Annotated in this window: 13 protein-coding genes; 6 read left to right on the forward strand and 7 right to left on the reverse strand. The window is 73.8% G+C overall.

Going from position 1 to position 16,894, the window contains the following annotated elements; translation table 11 throughout:
- Positions 1-222 precede the first annotated feature (222 nt).
- On the reverse strand, positions 223-1,752 hold the full coding sequence (locus tag AB0Q96_RS37115) for a DUF6777 domain-containing protein (RefSeq protein WP_365333418.1): 1,530 nt from the start codon (positions 1,750-1,752) through the stop codon (positions 223-225).
- A gap of 54 nt (positions 1,753-1,806) precedes the next feature.
- On the opposite strand from AB0Q96_RS37115, the gene AB0Q96_RS37120 reads away from it, so the two are divergent.
- A complete protein-coding gene (locus tag AB0Q96_RS37120; protein ID WP_365333420.1) occupies positions 1,807-3,162 on the forward strand; it encodes a streptophobe family protein in 1,356 nt (451 codons plus the stop codon).
- A 135-nt stretch (positions 3,163-3,297) separates the two neighbouring features.
- Here the strand turns inward: AB0Q96_RS37120 and AB0Q96_RS37125 are convergent, their stop codons facing one another.
- The 3 genes from AB0Q96_RS37125 to AB0Q96_RS37135 are packed head-to-tail and all read right to left on the reverse strand — an operon-like array spanning position 3,298 to position 7,687.
- Positions 3,298-4,428, reverse strand: coding sequence for a serine/threonine-protein kinase (locus AB0Q96_RS37125; protein ID WP_365333422.1), 1,131 nt, complete (start codon positions 4,426-4,428; stop codon positions 3,298-3,300).
- On the reverse strand, positions 4,425-5,330 hold the full coding sequence (locus AB0Q96_RS37130; RefSeq protein ID WP_365333424.1) for a hypothetical protein: 906 nt from the start codon (positions 5,328-5,330) through the stop codon (positions 4,425-4,427). The genes AB0Q96_RS37125 and AB0Q96_RS37130 overlap by 4 nt, the downstream gene beginning before the upstream one ends.
- A gap of 5 nt (positions 5,331-5,335) precedes the next feature.
- Positions 5,336-7,687 (reverse strand): FHA domain-containing protein, encoded by a 2,352-nt coding sequence (locus AB0Q96_RS37135; protein WP_365333426.1) that lies wholly within the window; start codon positions 7,685-7,687, stop codon positions 5,336-5,338.
- A gap of 114 nt (positions 7,688-7,801) precedes the next feature.
- Here AB0Q96_RS37135 and AB0Q96_RS37140 point away from each other — a divergent pair, with 114 nt between their 5' ends.
- Positions 7,802-8,410 (forward strand): TetR/AcrR family transcriptional regulator, encoded by a 609-nt coding sequence (locus AB0Q96_RS37140; RefSeq protein WP_365333428.1) that lies wholly within the window; start codon positions 7,802-7,804, stop codon positions 8,408-8,410.
- 42 nt (positions 8,411-8,452) lie between these two features.
- Here AB0Q96_RS37140 and AB0Q96_RS37145 read toward each other — a convergent pair whose 3' ends face one another.
- On the reverse strand, positions 8,453-9,259 hold the full coding sequence (locus AB0Q96_RS37145; RefSeq protein ID WP_365333429.1) for a class II aldolase/adducin family protein: 807 nt from the start codon (positions 9,257-9,259) through the stop codon (positions 8,453-8,455).
- Positions 9,260-9,535: 276 nt separating this feature from the next.
- On the opposite strand from AB0Q96_RS37145, the gene AB0Q96_RS37150 reads away from it, so the two are divergent.
- From AB0Q96_RS37150 to AB0Q96_RS37160, 3 genes are all read left to right on the forward strand, one after another.
- Entirely contained in the window at positions 9,536-10,207 is a 672-nt protein-coding gene (locus AB0Q96_RS37150; RefSeq protein WP_365333431.1) for a ThuA domain-containing protein, read from the forward strand.
- A gap of 107 nt (positions 10,208-10,314) precedes the next feature.
- The gene (locus AB0Q96_RS37155) at positions 10,315-11,706 is read left to right on the forward strand and encodes an NADP-dependent succinic semialdehyde dehydrogenase (protein ID WP_365333433.1); all 1,392 of its coding nucleotides are present in this window, start codon (positions 10,315-10,317) and stop codon (positions 11,704-11,706) included.
- Between the two features lie 258 nt (positions 11,707-11,964).
- Positions 11,965-12,258, forward strand: a complete 294-nt coding sequence (locus tag AB0Q96_RS37160; protein WP_365333434.1) for a DUF6342 family protein — start codon at positions 11,965-11,967, stop codon at positions 12,256-12,258.
- A gap of 85 nt (positions 12,259-12,343) precedes the next feature.
- Here the strand turns inward: AB0Q96_RS37160 and AB0Q96_RS37165 are convergent, their stop codons facing one another.
- Positions 12,344-13,369, reverse strand: coding sequence for a PHP domain-containing protein (locus tag AB0Q96_RS37165; protein ID WP_365333436.1), 1,026 nt, complete (start codon positions 13,367-13,369; stop codon positions 12,344-12,346).
- A 139-nt stretch (positions 13,370-13,508) separates the two neighbouring features.
- A complete protein-coding gene (locus tag AB0Q96_RS37170; RefSeq protein WP_365333438.1) occupies positions 13,509-15,584 on the reverse strand; it encodes a SpoIIE family protein phosphatase in 2,076 nt (691 codons plus the stop codon).
- Positions 15,585-15,674: 90 nt separating this feature from the next.
- On the opposite strand from AB0Q96_RS37170, the gene AB0Q96_RS37175 reads away from it, so the two are divergent.
- The coding region (locus AB0Q96_RS37175) for a BTAD domain-containing putative transcriptional regulator (RefSeq protein ID WP_365333440.1) at positions 15,675-16,894 on the forward strand (1,220 nt) is incomplete at its 3' end.

Raw genomic sequence — 16,894 nt, forward strand, 5'->3', positions numbered from 1 at the left:
CGGACATTTCACCGACCGGGACGAGAGGGCGTGGCAGCGGCGGGCGGAGCAGCGGATCGCCGCGCCCTTGGATATCGGATATTGGATCCATTCGTGGATCCGATCGCTGCGACGGGTGGCCCCGCCGCCGGGCTCGGAGGCGGCGGGGGTACGGCCTGCCCGGGTCCTGCGGCGGCACGCCCGTACCGGCGTCGTGGCGCCGGGAGGGACCCCGGCGCCCCCTCAGACGACCGGCTGAGCGCCGGGCGCGCCCGGCACGGACGCCGAGGTCGACACGGGGGTCGACACCGACGTCGACACGGACGCCGATGCCGAGGTCGACGCGGAGGTCGACTCCGACGCCGAGGACTCCGTCGTCGTCAGGTCCGCCGGGGACGACGCCGGCTCCGGTGCGGACTTCGAGGACGCCGGTGGCGAAGAAGGCGGCGACGACGGAGGTGAGGACGGCGGTGACGACGGAGGTGACGAGGGCGGTGACGAGGTGGGCGACGACGGCGGCGGCGACAGGGTCGACGGGCAGGGCGACGGCGTCACGCCGTTGCTCGGGGGAGGCGTCTCCGCGCCCGTGACCGTCACGCACGGCACCGGGGAGCTCGGTGACGTCGAGGGAGACGTCGACGGAGACATGGACGTCGACTTCGACGGGGTCGGTGTCGGGGGCGGCGGCGGAGTCGTGTGCTGGTCGTGACGGCCGGTGTCGCCCGGCTTCCGCGCGACCCAGCTGTCGTCGTGCGGGTCGTAGATCACGAAGACGTTGATGACCGTCACCGACGGCTGCACGACCACCGTGTTGCTCGCCCGGTAGCCGGGCCAGACCGGGCCGACCGCCTTCGGCGCCGACTGCGCGACGGGCGGCGTCAGCGGGTTGCCGCAGGCGCACCGCACCCGGGGCACCCCGTGGTCGTCGACCAGGACGGCGGTGCCGGCCTGGAGCACCGACTGGAACGGAGTCGCGGAGCCGTCCCGGAAACCGTGGTTGGTGACGCGGGTGTCCACCCGCAGCTGGAGCGAGGTCAGGGAGCGCAGATAGCCCGGGACCTCGTTGGCCGAGATGCCGACGACCTTCGCGAAGGCCGCGTTCTTCGGGGGCTCGTCCGCCAGGAAGCGGATCTGCCGCTCGACGTCGCAGCTCGCCGTCCGGTGCGTGCCGCCGTACAGGCCCGGCGCCGAACCCGACACGCTGCGCGTGACGTTGGTGCCGGTGCCGGTCTCGGAGGGCAGCGGGACGGGCGACATGGAGGCCCCGGAGGAGCGGGCCGTCGACTGGGTGAACGGGTCCGGGCCGGACGCGGACGTGTTCTGCAGGAACACCTCGCCCCCGCCCCCGCCGCCCGCCTCGTTCTTGCCGCCGCCGCTGTCGCCGCGGGTGAGGACCACGACGAGCGCGATGGCCGCCACCAGGACGGCGGTGATCGAGGCGACCTTCGGCACCGAACGCCACCACGGGCCCTTCCCGCCCCCGCCCGCCGCGCCCCCGCCCGTACCGCCGGAACCGGAATCACCGGAGCCGCCGCCACGGGAGCCGCCCCCGCCACCGGAGCCGCCCGCACCACCCCCTCCGCCGGAGCCGCCGCCCCCGCCTCCGCCCGCGCCGTCGTGCGGCGGGCCCGAAGGCGGTGGGGGTACGGCCTGCCCGGGGCGCGTGGTCGGGCCCGAGAGGGGTCCCGAGGGCGGGCCGGCAGGGGGGACCGAGGGGGTGCCGGACGGCGGGTGGGAAGTCACGTTTTTCCCTTTCTTCCGTTCCGCGCCCATTGTGTGCGCCGACCGGGTACCGCCCGCAAGCGGACGGCGTCCGCCGGTACTAGCGTGGGCGAGGTGAGCAACCGGCTCCCCACCCCACCCAGCCCGCCCGCCGCCGCCCGCCCCCCGGGGCGGCTCGCCCGTGACGTGGCCCTGGCACTCCTGACGGTCGTCGCCGGTCTCCTGGCGATGGGCGTCGTCGCCGGCCTCGGCCTGTGGGCCGCGGGCGCCGCGGACCTCCCGGGCGGCGCGGGCGCCTTCGTCGCCGTCCTCGCCGCGGTCGTCGTCATGGCCGCGGGCGGCCAGGTCGGCCTCGCCGGGGACGCCGGCGACCTCGCCGGCACCCAGGCCGAACTCACCGCCATGCCGCTCACCGTCACCCTGGTGGGCGCACTCGTCACCGGCTTCTGCTTCCTGCGCCCGCTGCGCCACCATGCCGTCGCCCGCACCCGCGACCTGCTGTCCCTCGCCGTGCCGACCGTCCTGATCTGGCTGATCGCCCTCGCGGGCCTCTCCGCGCTCGCCCGGCACGACTTCCCCCTCAGCATCGGCGGCGGCAGCTCCCAGGACACCGGGGGCCTCGGCGACCTCTTCAGCGAACTCCTGGACGCCGTGAACCCCTCGGTGGGCTTCCGCACCGACCTCGGCCCCACGCTCTTCTACGGCCTGCTGTGGATCCTCGGCGTCCTCCTCGTCGCCCTCCTCGTCTCCCGCCGCACCCCGCTGCCGACCCGGCTCGTCCGCCACCACGCGGCCGTCCGACCCGCCGCCTCAGCCATGCTCCTGCTCGTCCTCGCGTACGTGGTGATCGGCCTCGTGATCGGCGTCGTCGTCGCCGCGACCAAGGGCCACGTGCCGCAGACGCTCGCCGTGCTCCTGCTCGGCCTGCCCAACGTCAGCTGGCTCGCGCTCGGCGTCGGCATCGGCGGCTCCTGGGAGGGCCGTGTCGACGGCCCGTTCGGGCTGCCCATGCCGCAGATCCTCGACGACGTCCTGCGCGGCGGGAACGGCGGCAAGGACCTGTCCACCGTCGACCTGTCCAGCCTCGCCTCCTACGACGCGCGCGCCTGGTGGCTGCTCCCCATCGCGGCCGTCCTGGTCCTCGCCGCCGCCTTCGTGGCGGCCGTGCGCTCCCCGGCCCGCACGCGCCTGTGGCAGCACTCCGTGCACCTCGGGGTCGCCTTCGCCCTCACGATGCTCGTCATCACCCCGCTCACCCTCGTCGAGGCCCGGTTCGGCCTCTCCATCCTCGGCATCGGGGAGCTGGAGTCCCTCGGCGGCGAGGTCGTGCTCCGCCCGGACCTCTGGCGGACCGTCGGCCTCGCCCTGCTCTGGGGCCTCGTCGCCGGCTTCCTCGGCGGCCTCCTCGCGAGCCCGGTCCGCCGCCGCGGCGAGGTCGACGCGCCCCTGACGAAGAGCTGACGAAGAGCTGACGAGGACCCGGCGAAGACCCGGCGAAGACAAGCCGGAGACCGGACGCAGAGCCGACGGAGACCTGGCGATGCCCCGGCGAGGACCGGACGAAGCCGGTACGCAGCTCGGCAGCCCGACGGGACGTCACCGCTCGAACGTGTCGCCGATCCGCCGGAACATAGGCCGTGCCCACGCCGGCGGCTCGGGCGGCGGGCCCTGCGCCGGCCGCCCGGCTCCGCCGGTCTCGCGCGGCGGGTCCTTCGCCCGCGTCCCCCGCTCCAGCGCCGCCCGCAGCTCGGCCACGAACTCCAGACACGTCCCGTACCGCTCCTCGGGCGCCTTCGCCAGCGCCTTGCCCAGCACCGTGTCCGCCGCCTCCGGCAGCCCGGCCCGCACCTCCGACAGCGGAGGCGGCGGGTCGTACTGCTGCGCCCACAGCACCGCGATGTCGTCGTCCCGGCGGAACGGCACCACGCCGGTCAGCATCTCGAAGACCACGCAGCCCAGGCTGTAGACGTCGCAACGGCCGTCCACCGGCTTGCCCGAGATCTGCTCGGGCGCCACGTAGTCCAGCGTGCCGACGAACTGCCCCACCGTCGTGAACCCGGTCAGCGACAGCGACTTCTTCGTCAGGCCGAAGTCGGTCAGGTACACGTGCTCCGGGTGGTCCCGGTCGGTGCCCTCGGCCACCAGGATGTTGCCCGGCTTCACGTCCCGGTGCACCAGGTCGTGGGCGTGCGCCGCGTCCAGGGCGGACGCCACCTGGATCGCGATCCGGGCCGCCGTCACCGGGTCGAGGGCGCCCTCGCGGTCCTCCAGGGCCCGCAGGTCCTGCCCCGGCACGTACCGCATCGCGATGTACAGCAGCCCCTCCGTCTCGCCCGCCTCGAAGACCGGCACGATGTGCGGGTGGTCGATCGCCGCCGCCACCCGCGACTCGTGCGCGAAACGCCTGCGGAAGGTGTCGTCCCGGGCCAGCTCGGGAGCGAGCAGCTTCAGTGCCACGGTCCGCTCCAGGTTCAGGTCATGGGCCCGGTAGACCACCGCCATGCCACCGCGCCCGATCTCCTCCTCGACCCGGTAGCCCGCGATCCGCTTGCCGATGAGCCCCGAGTCACGACCCACCGGCAACTCGGCGTAGCCACCACCCGGATCGGGGACCGCGCCGGGGGCGGTGTCCGTGGGTGTGGGTGTGGGTGGGGGTGTGGGGCCGCCGGGAGACGGGTCCGGGGGAGTGCCCGGAGGTGTCTCCGGTGGCGTGTCCGGGGCGGTCATCGGCCCTCACCTGGTCGACCCGGTCCATCCGGTACGTCTGATACGGCCGGTCCATCCGGTCCATCCGGTCCATCCGGTCCATCCGGTCCATCCGGTCCATCCGGTCCATCCGGTCCATCCGGATCGTCCGGTCGTCCCACCACCCGGGTGGGTGCCGCCGGGTCGGGGGCGGGTGGGTCGGAGTCGAGCTGGGGCACGATCTGGGTCGGCTCGTGCGGAGCCACCGGAGCCACCGGAGCCACCCGAGACACCGGCGTCAACGGAGCCACCGGCCTCGGAGGCCCTGCGGATCCGCCGCCTCCCGCCGCCAGCGGCTCCGGCACCTCCGCACCCGGCACCTCCGCACCCGGTACCTCCGCACCCGGCACCGCCACCGCCGCCGCGACCGAAGGCCCCGAGGAGGCCGCGTACGTGCTCAGGCCGGTGCCGTCGCAGTACAGCCACCGCTCGTGCTCGGCGTCGTACAGCCACAGGGATTCGCCGTCGACGACCATCCCCACCCGCAGCCCGCGCGTGCGCTGCCGGAAGGTCTCGCCGTCCGCCCGGCCGCCGGCCAGCTCCTCCGCCGCGCGCCGGTAGCGGCCCAGGGCGTCCTCCGCGCGGGCGATCAGGGGGCGCGGATCGGCCGTGCGGGCGAGGGGGCGGCCGGCGGCGGGCGGGTCGTCGGGGACGGAGACGAGGAGGCGGGCGTCGACCCAGGCCGTCCAGCCGTTGGAGCACAGGATGTGCCCCCAGTCGCCGACCCGGTCCACGAGCCGGACCGGCAGGAACGCGTCGAGCGGGGCGGTCGGCAGCCCCGGGTCGGGCGACTCCCAGGCGGGCAGCCCGTCGCGGGGCACCACGTGCGTGGGCCGGAAGTCCGGCACGTACGCGTAGTCGGAATCCGGTACGACGCTGTTCACGGCGGCTACCTCCGCATGACGACGGGCTCGTGCCGGCGCAGCAGCCGGGCGACGACGAAGCCGAGGACGACACAGAGCACCACCAGCATCCCCATGTCGAAGAGCCAGGCGCCCACGGTGTGGTCCATCAGGGGGTCCGCCGTCTTCTCGCTCGGCGCGACGGCCCCGATGTCGATCGTCGCCCCCATCGCCGCGAACGCCCAGCGGGACGGCACCAGCCACGCCAGCTGCTCCAGGACCGGGGTGCCCCGCACGTTCAGGAGGGCTCCGCAGAACACCACCTGCACGATGGCCAGGAGGACGAGCAGCGGCATCGTCACCTCCTCCTTGCGCACCAGGGCGGAGACGAAGAGGCCGAGCATCATCGCGGTGAAGGCGAGCAGAGCGACGGCGAGGGTGAGCTCCACGAGCGGGGGCATCAGGACGCCCTTGCCGTCCGGCACGTTCAGCGGCACGCCGATCAGCGCGACCAGGGTCAGGACCACCGCCTGCACGATCGTGATCACCCCGAGGACCACGACCTTGGACATGAGGTACGCCGAGCGCGACAGTCCGACGGCTCTCTCCCGGCGGTAGATGGTGCGTTCCTTGACCAGCTCCCGCACCGCGTTCGCGGCTCCGGTGAGCACGCCGCCGACGCACAGGATCAGGAGGACGTTCAGCGTCGACTCGGGGCCGAGGCTGCCCTCCGAGAGGGCCCGCGCCATCGCGCCCATGACGAAGGGCAGCGCGATCATGATGGCGAGGAAGGTCCGGTCGGCGGACAGGGCGGACGTGTAGCGGCGCACCAGCGTCCGCAGCTGCGACCACCAGCTCTGGGCCTTGGGCGGCGGCGCGGGGGCGACGGCCGGCGCGCCGGGGGCGGCGGGTCCCGGCCGCACCATGGCCTCGTCGATGTACTGCCGGTGGAAGCGCGAGGCGCGGTACTGGCCGGCCCAGTCGCGTTCCCGGTCGTTCTCGAACGCCTCGAACGCCTCCGGCCACTGGTCGAAGCCGAAGAAGCCGAGCGTCTCGTCGGGCGGGCCGTAGTAGGCGACCCGCCCGCCCGGCGCGAGGACGAGCAGCCGGTCGCACACGTCCAGGCTCAGCACGCTGTGCGTGACGACGATGACGGTGCGCCCGTCGTCGGCGAGGCCGCGCAGCATGTGCATCACCGAGCGGTCCATGCCCGGGTCCAGGCCGGAGGTCGGTTCGTCCAGGAAGAGCAGCGAGGGCTTGGTGAGGAGTTCCAGGGCCACGCTGACCCGCTTGCGCTGCCCGCCGGAGAGGCTGTGGATCGGCTGCCCCGCCCGCTCCACCAGACCCAGCTCCCCGATCACCTCGTCGACCCGGGCGCGCCGCTCCTCCGCCGCGGTGTCCTCGGGGAAGCGCAGCTCGGCGGCGTACGAGAGGGCCCGGCGCACGGTGAGCTGGAGGTGCAGGATGTCGTCCTGCGGGACGAGGCCGATGCGCTGGCGCAGCTCCGCGTAGTCCCGGTAGAGGTCGCGGCCGTCGTAGAGCACGGTGCCCCGGTCGGCGGGCCGCTGGCCGGTGAGCGCCCCGAGCAGGGTGGATTTGCCCGCGCCGGACGGGCCGACGACGGCCAGCAGGCACTTCTGCCCGACGGGGAACGAGACGTCGTCGAGCAGGGTCTTGCGGCCGTGGTCGACGGTGACGGCGAGCCGCGTCACGTCGAGGGAGACCTCGCCGTTGTCGGTGAACTCGACGAGGTCGGCGCCGATGAGGCAGAACGCGCGGTGCCCGATGCCGACGATGTCCTCGGCCGTGACCCGGGCCCGGTCGACCGGGCTGCCGTTCAGGAAGGTGCCGTTGTGGCTGCCGAGGTCCTGGATCCAGTACGTGCCGTCCGGCGCGGCCTGGAGCTCGGCATGGCGCCGGGAGACCGTCAGGTCGTCGACCACCAGGTCGTTGTCGGGTGCCCGGCCGATCCGGACACTGCGCGTGGGCAGCGGCCGCACGGAGGTCGGCTGCCGGAAGGTGCCCGTACGGGCGGGGTACGAGACGGAGGACGGGCGGGCGGCCGGGGGCTGCGGCGGCGCCGGGGCCGTCAGCAGCGCCACGGGCCCGTCGGACGGATGCCCGAAGCGGATGACCGTGCCGGGGCCGACGGAGCTCAGATGCACCCGCCGGTCGTCGGCGAAGGTGCCGTTCGTGCTGTCCTCGTCCTCGACGGTCCAGTGCCCGTCGGCCGCCCGCAGCACGGCGTGGTGCCACGACGTCCTGGCGTCTGCCAGGACGAAGTCGCTGGTGGGGTCGCGTCCGATGCGATAGACGCGGCTCGGGTTCATCACGGTCGCGTCCCCGCCGATCTCCAGGACCAGCTCGGGCGCGGCGGGCGCGACGGGCCGCTCTCCCATGTCCGCATCTTAACGTCGGACGCCGGTCCGTGCCCGGGCGGGCCGCCGGTATGGTGGTCGCCCCGCCACCCCTCAGGGCAGGCGGACGACGTGCGGGAACGAGGAGGAGAGACCGTGCCGAAGGGTGTCACCGGGCGCCGGCCGCGTACCCGCGCCGCCCTTCTGGAAGCGGCCCTGGAGACCTTCGCCGAGCACGGGTTCCACGCCGCCTCGATCGAGCAGATCTGCGAGCGCGCCGGATACACCCGCGGCGCGTACTACTCGAACTTCGCCAGCAAGGAAGAGCTGTTCCTCGCCCTCTTCGACGAGCACAGCGAGCGGATCGTCCACCGCCTCGCCGAGGCGGTGGACGCCCTCGGCCCCGACGACTACACCCTGGAACGGGTCGCGGAGCTCGCCTCCCGGGTCGAGCCGGACGAGCGCGACTGGTACCTGGTCAGCACCGAGTTCACCCTGCACGCCATCCGCGACCCGCAGGCGGCCTGGGTGCTCGCCCGGCACGACGCCCGGCTGCGCGCCGAGATCGCCCGCGCGATCGAGCTCGTCCTGCGCAGGTCCGGACGCGAACTGACCGTGGACGCCGACCGGTTCGCCCGGATGGTCGTGGCCCTGCGCGAGGGCGGTCTCGCGCAGAGCTACGTCGAACCGGCCGCACTGCCCCCGGGGACACTCGAAAGGGACTTCCTGGCACCGCTGTTGGCATCCTGCACCCGCCCGGTCTGAGCGCCGCCCCCCCGCGCCACCACGCCCCGGCCCCGCGCGGGCTCAGTCGAACAGGTCCGGATCCGAGGCCGTGATCTGGTCCCACAGCGGCCGCGCCTGGAACCAGCCGGCCAGCGGGGTGCCGAGCTGCCCCCGGGTGAGCAGCGCGGTGTCCCGGTCGATGAGCCGGGGCGTACCCGCGGCCATCGCCAACAGCTGCGCCTGGCAGGAGCGTTCCATGGTGACGAACCACCACACCGCCTCCGCCGCCGACTGCCCTACGGTGAGCAGCCCGTGGTTCTGCAGGATCACCGCCTTGTACGCGCCGAGCGCCTTCGCGACCCGTTCGCCCTCCTCCAGCTCGTTGACGACACCCCGGTAGTCGGCGTAGATCCCGTGGTCCTCGAAGAACGCGCAGGCGTCCTGGGTGATCGGGTCGAGCGGGATGCCGAGACTGGAGAAGGCCTTGCCGTGCAGGGAGTGCGAGTGCGCGGCGGCGACCGCGTCGGGGCGGGCCGCGTGCACCTGGGAGTGGATCACGAACGCGGCCCGGTTCACCGGGCTGCGACCCGAGAGGACCCGGCCCTCGTGGTCGACCCGGATGAGGTCGGAGGCGCTGATCTGCCCGAAACTCATGCCGAAGGGGTTCACCCAGAAAGTGTCCGGCTCTCCCGGGTCGCGCACGGTGATGTGCCCGGCGACCCCCTCGGAGAACCCGAGCCTCCCGAAGATGCGGAAGCCCGCCGCCAGTTGCTCCTTGCGGTGGCGGCGCTCCTCCTCGACGGAGGTGAAGACGGGCGGCAGCGGAAGGGTGACCCCTTCCGGAAGCGGACCGACGGCGGCGGCGAGCGCGGGCGGCACGGTGCTCATGGACTCTCCCCAGATGGAGCGGCGGGCGCGGCGGGGCGCGGCGGGCGCGCCACAAGATACGGCGACGCGTCCGATACGCCCATGACCGCACCGCTCACGTCGCACCCCGTCGCACCCCGCCTTTCCGTCCCGCTACCTTGCGGTGCGCGGATCCGGCTGGCTACCGTCGCACCCGGAAACCAGACAGAAAGCGCTTGCTGGACGGCGTCCGCGCCCGCACGCCCGTACGCGCACGCGCACCGCGCCCGCCGGAAGCGCGGCACACACAGGAGCAGCGTGAACGACACCAGGGACGTCCTCGTCTACACCCGTACCGCCGGCTACCGCCACGACTCGATCCCCGCCGGAGCCGCGGCGCTCACCGAGCTCGCCGCCGCCGCGGGCCGCCCCGCCGAGACCACCGAGGACCCCGGCGCCTTCACGCCCGCCCGGCTGGCCCGCTGCGCCGCCGTCGTCCTCCTGTCGACCACCGGCACCGTGCTCACCGACCCGGGCCGCGCCGCCCTCGAAGCGTACGTACGGGGCGGCGGCGGGCTCCTCGCCGTGCACGCCGCCGCCAACGCCGAACCCGACTGGCCCTTCTACGGCGAACTGCTCGGCACCCGCTTCGACGGGCACCCCGAGCTCCAGCCGGGCGCCGTGTGCGTGGACACCCCCGGCCACCCCGTGACGGCCTGCCTGCCGGCCCGCTGGGAGTGGACCGACGAGTGGTACAACTTCACCTCCAACCCCCGGGCCACCGGCGTCCGCGTGCTCGCCCGCGCCGACGAGACCGCCTACCGGGGCGGCACCCTCGGCGCCGACCACCCCCTCGTGTGGTCCCGCGAGACCGGACCGGGCGGCGGCCGGTTCCTGTTCACCGCCCTCGGCCACGCCCCGGAGGCCTACACCGACCCCGCCTTCCGTGCCCACCTGGCGGGCGCCCTGCACTGGGTCTCGGGCGGCTGACCCCCGCCCCCGCACCCGGGCGTGTCACCCCACCGCCCCGCCCCGTTTGCGCCCGGCGCCCGGGCGCGAAAGGTTTCCGGAGGGGGCGGAGGCCAGGAGGAGACGACATGGGCATCGCCACCGTGAACCCGGCGACCGGCGAGACGCTGCGCACCTACGAGGCCCACGGGCCCGACGAGATCGAACGCCGGATCGACGCCTCCCACGAGACGTACCGCCAGTACCGCACCACGCCCTTCGCCGAGCGGGCCCGCCTGATGCGGGCCGCCGCCGCCCTCCTCGACGAGGACACCGACGACATCGCCCGCACCATGACCACGGAGATGGGCAAGCCGATCGCCGCCGCCCGCGCCGAGGCCGCCAAGTGCGCCAAGGCGATGCGCTGGTACGCCGAGCACGCCGAGGCCCTGCTCGCCGACGAGCACCCCGACGAACACGACGTCCAGGACGCGGGCGCCGACACGGCCCGGGTCCACTACCGGCCGCTCGGCCCGGTGCTCGCCGTCATGCCGTGGAACTTCCCGCTCTGGCAGGTGATCCGGTTCGCCGCGCCCGCGCTGATGGCCGGCAACACCGGACTCCTCAAGCACGCCTCCAACGTCCCGCAGACCGCCCTGTACCTCGGCGAGCTGTTCCGCAGGGCCGGCTTCCCCGAGGGCTGCTTCCAGACCCTGCTGATCGGCTCGGGCGCCGTCGAGGGCGTCCTGCGCGACCCGCGGATCGTCGCCGCCACCCTCACCGGCAGCGAACCGGCCGGCCGCTCCGTCGCCGCCATCGCCGGCGACGAGGTGAAGAAGACCGTCCTGGAACTGGGCGGCAGCGACCCGTACATCGTCATGCCCTCCGCAGACATCCCGCGCGCCGTCAAGACCGCCGTCACCGCCCGCGTACAGAACAACGGGCAGTCCTGCATCGCCGCCAAGCGGTTCATCGTCCACCAGGACGTCTACGACGACTTCGCGGAACGCTTCACCGCCGCCATGAACGCGCTCACCGTCGGAGACCCCCTCGACGAGGACACCGACGTCGGCCCCCTCGCCACCGAACAGGGCCGCACCGACCTGGAGGCCCTCGTCGACGACGCCGTACGCCGAGGGGTCACCGTCCTGTGCGGCGGCGCCCGCCCCGAGGAGCTGCCCCGCGGCTGGTACTACCGGCCGACCGTGCTCACCGGCATCACCCCGGAGATGCGCGTCCACCGCGAGGAGACCTTCGGCCCCGTCGCCACCCTCTACCCCGTCGCCGACATCGAGGAAGCCGTCGCCGTCGCCAACGACTCGCCCTTCGGGCTCAGTTCGAACGTGTGGACCCGCAAGGACGAGGACATCGCCTTCTTCGTGCGCGACCTGGAGGCCGGCGGCGTCTTCGTCAACGGCATGACCGCCTCCCACCCCGCGCTGCCCTTCGGCGGCGTCAAGCGCTCCGGGTACGGGCGCGAGCTCTCCGGCCACGGCATCCGCGAGTTCTGCAACGCGACCACGGTCTGGCAGCGAGGCTGACCCGGGCACGTGCCCCCGCCCCGCGCGGGCGGCACGTGCCCCGCTTTTCGGTCTCCATCTACGTCGATTTAGCCAAAAAGCAGGCATCTGCCCATGTGGGGCGATGTACTTCGACGGACGGGTCCCTTCCGGTGACCGGTGCTGCGTAGAGTCCTCACGCGGTTGGGCGATGCTCCAAAGGCCCGGCCGGGACGGCTCGTTCACTGGATTGCGGACGTGTCCCGAGGGCACGCCCGCCGGCACTGGGAAGGAAGCCTCATGGCGGACATCGATCTCGGAGTGGCGACGGACTGGAACGAGGGCGACACCCACGCCCGTATCGCGTTACGGCAGAACCACGTCAACCCGAAGTCGCAGGACATCCTCATCAGCTCGCCGGTCAGCATCGAGCTGTCGGTGAACTCGAACTTCTCCTCCAACCAGGAGGGGGACAAGATCTTCTTCACGACCCACATCGGCTCCACGAAGAAGATCATCGGGATCCTCGACTCCGAGGGGAACCTGCACATCGCCGGCCGCCTGATCACGGAGCAGAAGGACCTGTCGTACTAGGAGCCGGGGCGGTCACCACCGCCTGACGGCCCACTCGGGCGCGATGGCAGGTCCGGCATCCGGCACCTGCCACCGCGCCCGACTCCTACGACGGGGCGTCCAGGCCCCGCGTCCAGGCCAGCAGTCGCTCCGCAGGCCAGGTGTTCACCACCCGCTCGACCGGCACCCCGCACTCCTCCGCCCGCGCGCAGCCCAGGATCTGCCACTCCAGCTGCCCCGGCGCGTGCGCGTCCGTGTCCACCGCGAAGTACACCCCGGCCGCCACCGCCAGCCGCAGCAGCCGGCTCGGCGGATCACGGCGCTCGGGGCGGCTGTTGATCTCCACCGCCGTGCCCGCCTCGGCGCACGCGGCGAAGACGCGCTCCGCGTCGAACTCCGACTCGGGCCGCAGCCGCCCGCCGCTCACCAGCCGGCCCGTACAGTGCCCCAGCACGTCCATCAGGGGATTGCGGACCGCCTTCTCCAACCGGCGGGTCATCGCCCGCGACTCCATCCGCAGCTTCGAGTGCACCGAACCGACCACCAGGTCCAGCCGGTCCAGGAGCTCGGGCTCCTGGTCGAGCGAACCGTCCTCCAGGATGTCGCACTCGATCCCGGTGAGCATCCGGAACGGCGCCCACTCCTCGTTCAGCCGCTCCACCAGCCCCAGTTGCTCCCGCAGCCGCCCCGCCGACAGGCCCCGCGCCACCTTCAGGCTCGGCGAATGGTCCGTCAGAACCGTCCACTCGTGCCCGATCCGGGCCGCCGTACGCCCCATGTCCACGATGGTGCTGCCGCCGTCCGACCAGTCCGAGTGCACATGGCAGTCGCCGCGCAACGCCGCCCGCAGCTCCTCGCCGCCCGACACCTCCGGCATCGGGATCTCCCGCTCCAGACGCTCCAGATAGTCCGGCACCCGCCCGTCGAGCGCCTCGCGCACCACCGCCGCCGTCTTCGGCCCGATGCCCTTCACCGCCTCCAGCGTCCCCGCCGCCGTCCGCCTCGCCACCTCGTCCGCGCCGAGCGCCGTCACCGCCGCCGACGCCGTACGGAAGGCACGGACGCGGTACGTGGGTGCCTGCGAGCGTTCCAGGAGAAACGCGATCCGCTCCAGCGCCGCCACCGGATCCATCGGCCGCACCCTTCTGTTGTGAGTCCGTCGGTTCGTCGGTTCGTCGGTTTGCCGGTCTGTCGGTCCGCCGGTTCGGCGGTCGGCCGATTCCTCGGTCTGTCGGTCCGCCCGTCTGCCGGTCCGCCCGTTCGTCGGCCCGTCAGCCCGCCGGGCCCGCGGTCGGCGCGGGCCCGATCTCGCACCACACCGCCTTGCCCTCGCCGCGCGGCTCCACGCCCCAGCGCGAGGCCAGCGCGTCCATCAGCAGCAGGCCCCGCCCCGACGTCGCCGCCTCGCCCGGCGTGCGCCGCCGCGGCCACGCGCTCGACCGGTCCTGCACCGACAGGCGGACCCGCCGCACCGGCTCCGGCAGCACCTCCAGGGTCAGGACCGCGCCGCCCTCGGTGTGCAGCAGCACGTTCACCAGCAGCTCGCCCGTCAACAGCTCCGCGTCGTCCGCGAGTTCGGGCATGCCCCAGTCCACAAGCGCCTGCCCCACCGCGGCCCGCGCGTCCGACAGGCCCTGCGGGTCGGCCTGGTGGATGTACTGGTGGATGCGCGGCGCCCGCGGCGTGCCCGGGTCCGGACTGCGCCGCAGCACGAGCAGCGCCACGTCGTCCCCCGAACCCCAGCGCTCCCACAGCTGCTCGGACAGGTGGTCGGCCAGCGCCTCCGCCTGCGGCGGACCGCTGCGCACCGCCTCGGCCAGCGCCGACAGACCCGTCTCGATGTCCGTCCCCGGCTGCTCGACCAGACCGTCCGTGTACAGCACCAGCGTCTCGCCCGGCACCAGGTCCAGCCGGGTCTCCGGGAACTCCTCGTCCCCGAAGACCGTCGCGAGCCCCAGCGGCAGCCCGCCCCGCAGCTTCGGCCGGCCCACCCGCCCGTCCGTGTGCCGGATCATCGGCCCCAGATGCCCCGCCCGCACCCCGCGCACCGTGCCCCCGGCCAGATCCACCTGGGCGTACGTGCAGGTCGCGAAGCGGTTCGTGTCCAGCTCGGCGAGGAAGCGCGAGGCCCGGGCCAGCACCGTGGACGGGGCGTGGCCCTCACCCGCGTACGCCCGCAGCGCGATCCGCAGCTGCCCCATGATCGCGGCGGCGTGCGTGTCATGGCCCTGCACGTCGCCCACCACGATCCCGACCCGCCCGCGCGGCAGCGGGATCACGTCGTACCAGTCGCCGCCGACCTGCCGGCCGCTCCACGCCGCGTGGTAACGCACCGCGATCTCGCCACCCGTGATCACCGGGATCCGGCGCGGCAGCATCGTCGCCTGGAGCCCCGTCGCCAGCTCCCGCTCCTCGTCGAACAGGATCGCCCGCTGCAAGGACTGCGACACGATCGCCGCGAGCCCCAGCAGCAGGTTGCGCTCGTCCGCGTTGAACGTGCTCCGGCGCCGGTAGAACAGCGCCAGCCCGCCCAGCTTGCGGGCTTGCGCGATCAGCGGCAGATAGCAGGCCGACTGGAACGGCATCCGGCTCACGTACGGCGCCAGCTCCGGAAAGTCCTGCCCCAGCGACGAGAACGTGGGGACGAACCGCGGACGTCCGCTCAACACCGTCTCCGCCATCGGCAGCCCGCCGTCCAGACGCCGGATCCGGAAGTCGTCGAACACGTCCAGGGACTCCCCGGACAGCGCGATGATGTTGAGGGAGTCGTTCTCCACCAGCCCAAGCGCCAGCCCGTCCGCCCCCAGCCTCGCCAGCCCCCCGGGACCGGTGAGCGCCGCCGTCACGTCGTCCACCGTGACCGCCCGCGACAGCGCGTGCGTCGTCCGCTCCACGATCGACGTCTGCACCTCCCGGCGCTTCTCCAGCTCCAGCAGGAACGCCGAATGCGTCACCTCGGCCGTCGCGTCCCGCACGATCCCCACGATCCGGTGCGCCATGCGCCCGTCCCGGCGCAGGATCCGCGCCTGCACATGCGTCCATTGGGGTGTCCCGTCGGCCCGCTCGAGCCGCACGTGCGCCGTGTACGAGGATTCCCCGCTGGTGATCGCCCGCCGGATCACCGCGTCGAGCCGGGACCGCTCCTCCGGATCGAGCCCGCGCACCAGCGTCGCCGGCCGGCCGTCGAACGCGTCCGCGGCGACCCCGAAGACCAGCAGCCCCGCGTCGTCGACATCGATGGTGCCCGTGTCGAGATCCCAGTCGAAGCTGCCGGTACGGTTCATGGCGAGACGCTCGGTCGGCCCGATCTCGCCGCCGCCGCGCGCGCTGCGTTCGTCTTCGGTCATCCTCACCATTGTCGAACCGGCACCCCCCGGACGCCATGGCGACGACACCGCCGCGCGGGGGATTCTCCGGAGGTTCGGCAGAATGGGCCGGTGCATCCGTCCTATCGCATCCTCGGTCCCGGCCAAGCCCTCCACGCCGACGGCCACGAGGCCGCCCTGAACGGCCCCCGGCTCCGGGCCCTCCTCACCGCCCTGGCCGCGGCGGGCGGACGCCCGGTGCGCACGGACACCCTGATCGCGCAGGTGTGGGGGGAGCGCGGCGGCGAGGCGGACGACCGGCTCGCCGCCCTCCAGGCCCTCGTCGGACGCCTGCGGCGGGCCCTCGGGCCCGCCGCCGTCGCCTCGGACCCCGGCGGCTACCGGCTCGTCGTCGGGGCACCCGAGGACGTCGATTACTTCCGCTTCGAACGGGACGCGGACGCCGCCGCCCGCGAACTGGACGCCGGCCGGCCCCGGCGGGCCGCCGAGCTCCTCGACGAGGCCCTGGGCCTGTGGCGGGGCGCCGCGCTCGCCGACCTCCCCGACCACGACACCGACCCCCTCGCCCTCCGGGCCGAACGGCGCCGCACCCGGGCCCGGCGCGACCGGCTGGCCGCCGCCGTCGCCCTCGGCCACGCCCAGGACACCCTCGCCCCGCTGGCCGAGCTCCTCGCCGAGCACCCGCTCGACGAGCCCCTGCACGCCCTCCACCTGCGAGCCCTGCGCGCCGCCGGCCGCCCGGCGGAAGCCCTCGCCGCGTACGAGACCGTCCGCACCGCCCTCGCCGCGCAGCTGGGCACCGACCCCGGGCCCGAACTCCGCCAGCTGTACGAGGAGTTGCTGGCCGGAGCGCCCCCGGTCGGGGCTGTCGCGCCCCGGCCCGGACTGCCCCTCGCGCTCACCTCGTTCCTGGGCCGGGACGCCGAATTGGAGTGGCTGGCCGGTGAGTTGAAATCCTCGCGGCTGGTCACCCTGCTCGGGCCCGGCGGCGTCGGCAAGACCCGGCTTGCCATGGAGGCCGCCCGAGCTGTGGAGGCGGACCCCGCCGACCGGGAGACCGAGGTGTGGGTCGTCGAACTCGCCTCCGTCCGCGAGGAATCCGCCGTCCTCGCCGCCGTCCTCACCGCCCTCGGCACCCGCGAGACCCAGCTCTGGAGCGGCCCCGCCCTGGCCGAGACCACCGGCCGTGACCCCCTCGCCACCCTGGTCGAGCACTGCTCCCGCCGCCGCATGCTGGTGGTGTTGGACAACTGTGAGCATGTGGTGGGTGTGGTGGCTGGGTTGGTGGAGGTGTTGTTGGCGGGGTGTGTGGGGGTGACGGTGTTGGCGAC

Origin of the sequence: Streptomyces sp. NPDC093111 (assembly GCF_040683955.1) — a bacterium.
Taxonomy (GTDB): Bacteria; Actinomycetota; Actinomycetes; order Streptomycetales; family Streptomycetaceae; genus Streptomyces.

Excerpts from the sequence above, each read along its gene's own strand:
- AB0Q96_RS37145 (WP_365333429.1), bottom strand. The coding sequence starts at position 9,259 with ATGAGCACCGTGCCGCCCGCGCTCGCCGCCGCCGTCGGTCCGCTTCCG.
- AB0Q96_RS37160 (WP_365333434.1), top strand. The coding sequence starts at position 11,965 with ATGGCGGACATCGATCTCGGAGTGGCGACGGACTGGAACGAGGGCGAC.
- AB0Q96_RS37135 (WP_365333426.1), bottom strand. The coding sequence starts at position 7,687 with ATGGGAGAGCGGCCCGTCGCGCCCGCCGCGCCCGAGCTGGTCCTGGAG.
- AB0Q96_RS37165 (WP_365333436.1), bottom strand. The coding sequence starts at position 13,369 with ATGGATCCGGTGGCGGCGCTGGAGCGGATCGCGTTTCTCCTGGAACGC.
- AB0Q96_RS37155 (WP_365333433.1), top strand. The coding sequence starts at position 10,315 with ATGGGCATCGCCACCGTGAACCCGGCGACCGGCGAGACGCTGCGCACC.
- AB0Q96_RS37125 (WP_365333422.1), bottom strand. The coding sequence starts at position 4,428 with ATGACCGCCCCGGACACGCCACCGGAGACACCTCCGGGCACTCCCCCG.
- AB0Q96_RS37170 (WP_365333438.1), bottom strand. The coding sequence starts at position 15,584 with ATGACCGAAGACGAACGCAGCGCGCGCGGCGGCGGCGAGATCGGGCCG.
- AB0Q96_RS37115 (WP_365333418.1), bottom strand. The coding sequence starts at position 1,752 with ATGGGCGCGGAACGGAAGAAAGGGAAAAACGTGACTTCCCACCCGCCG.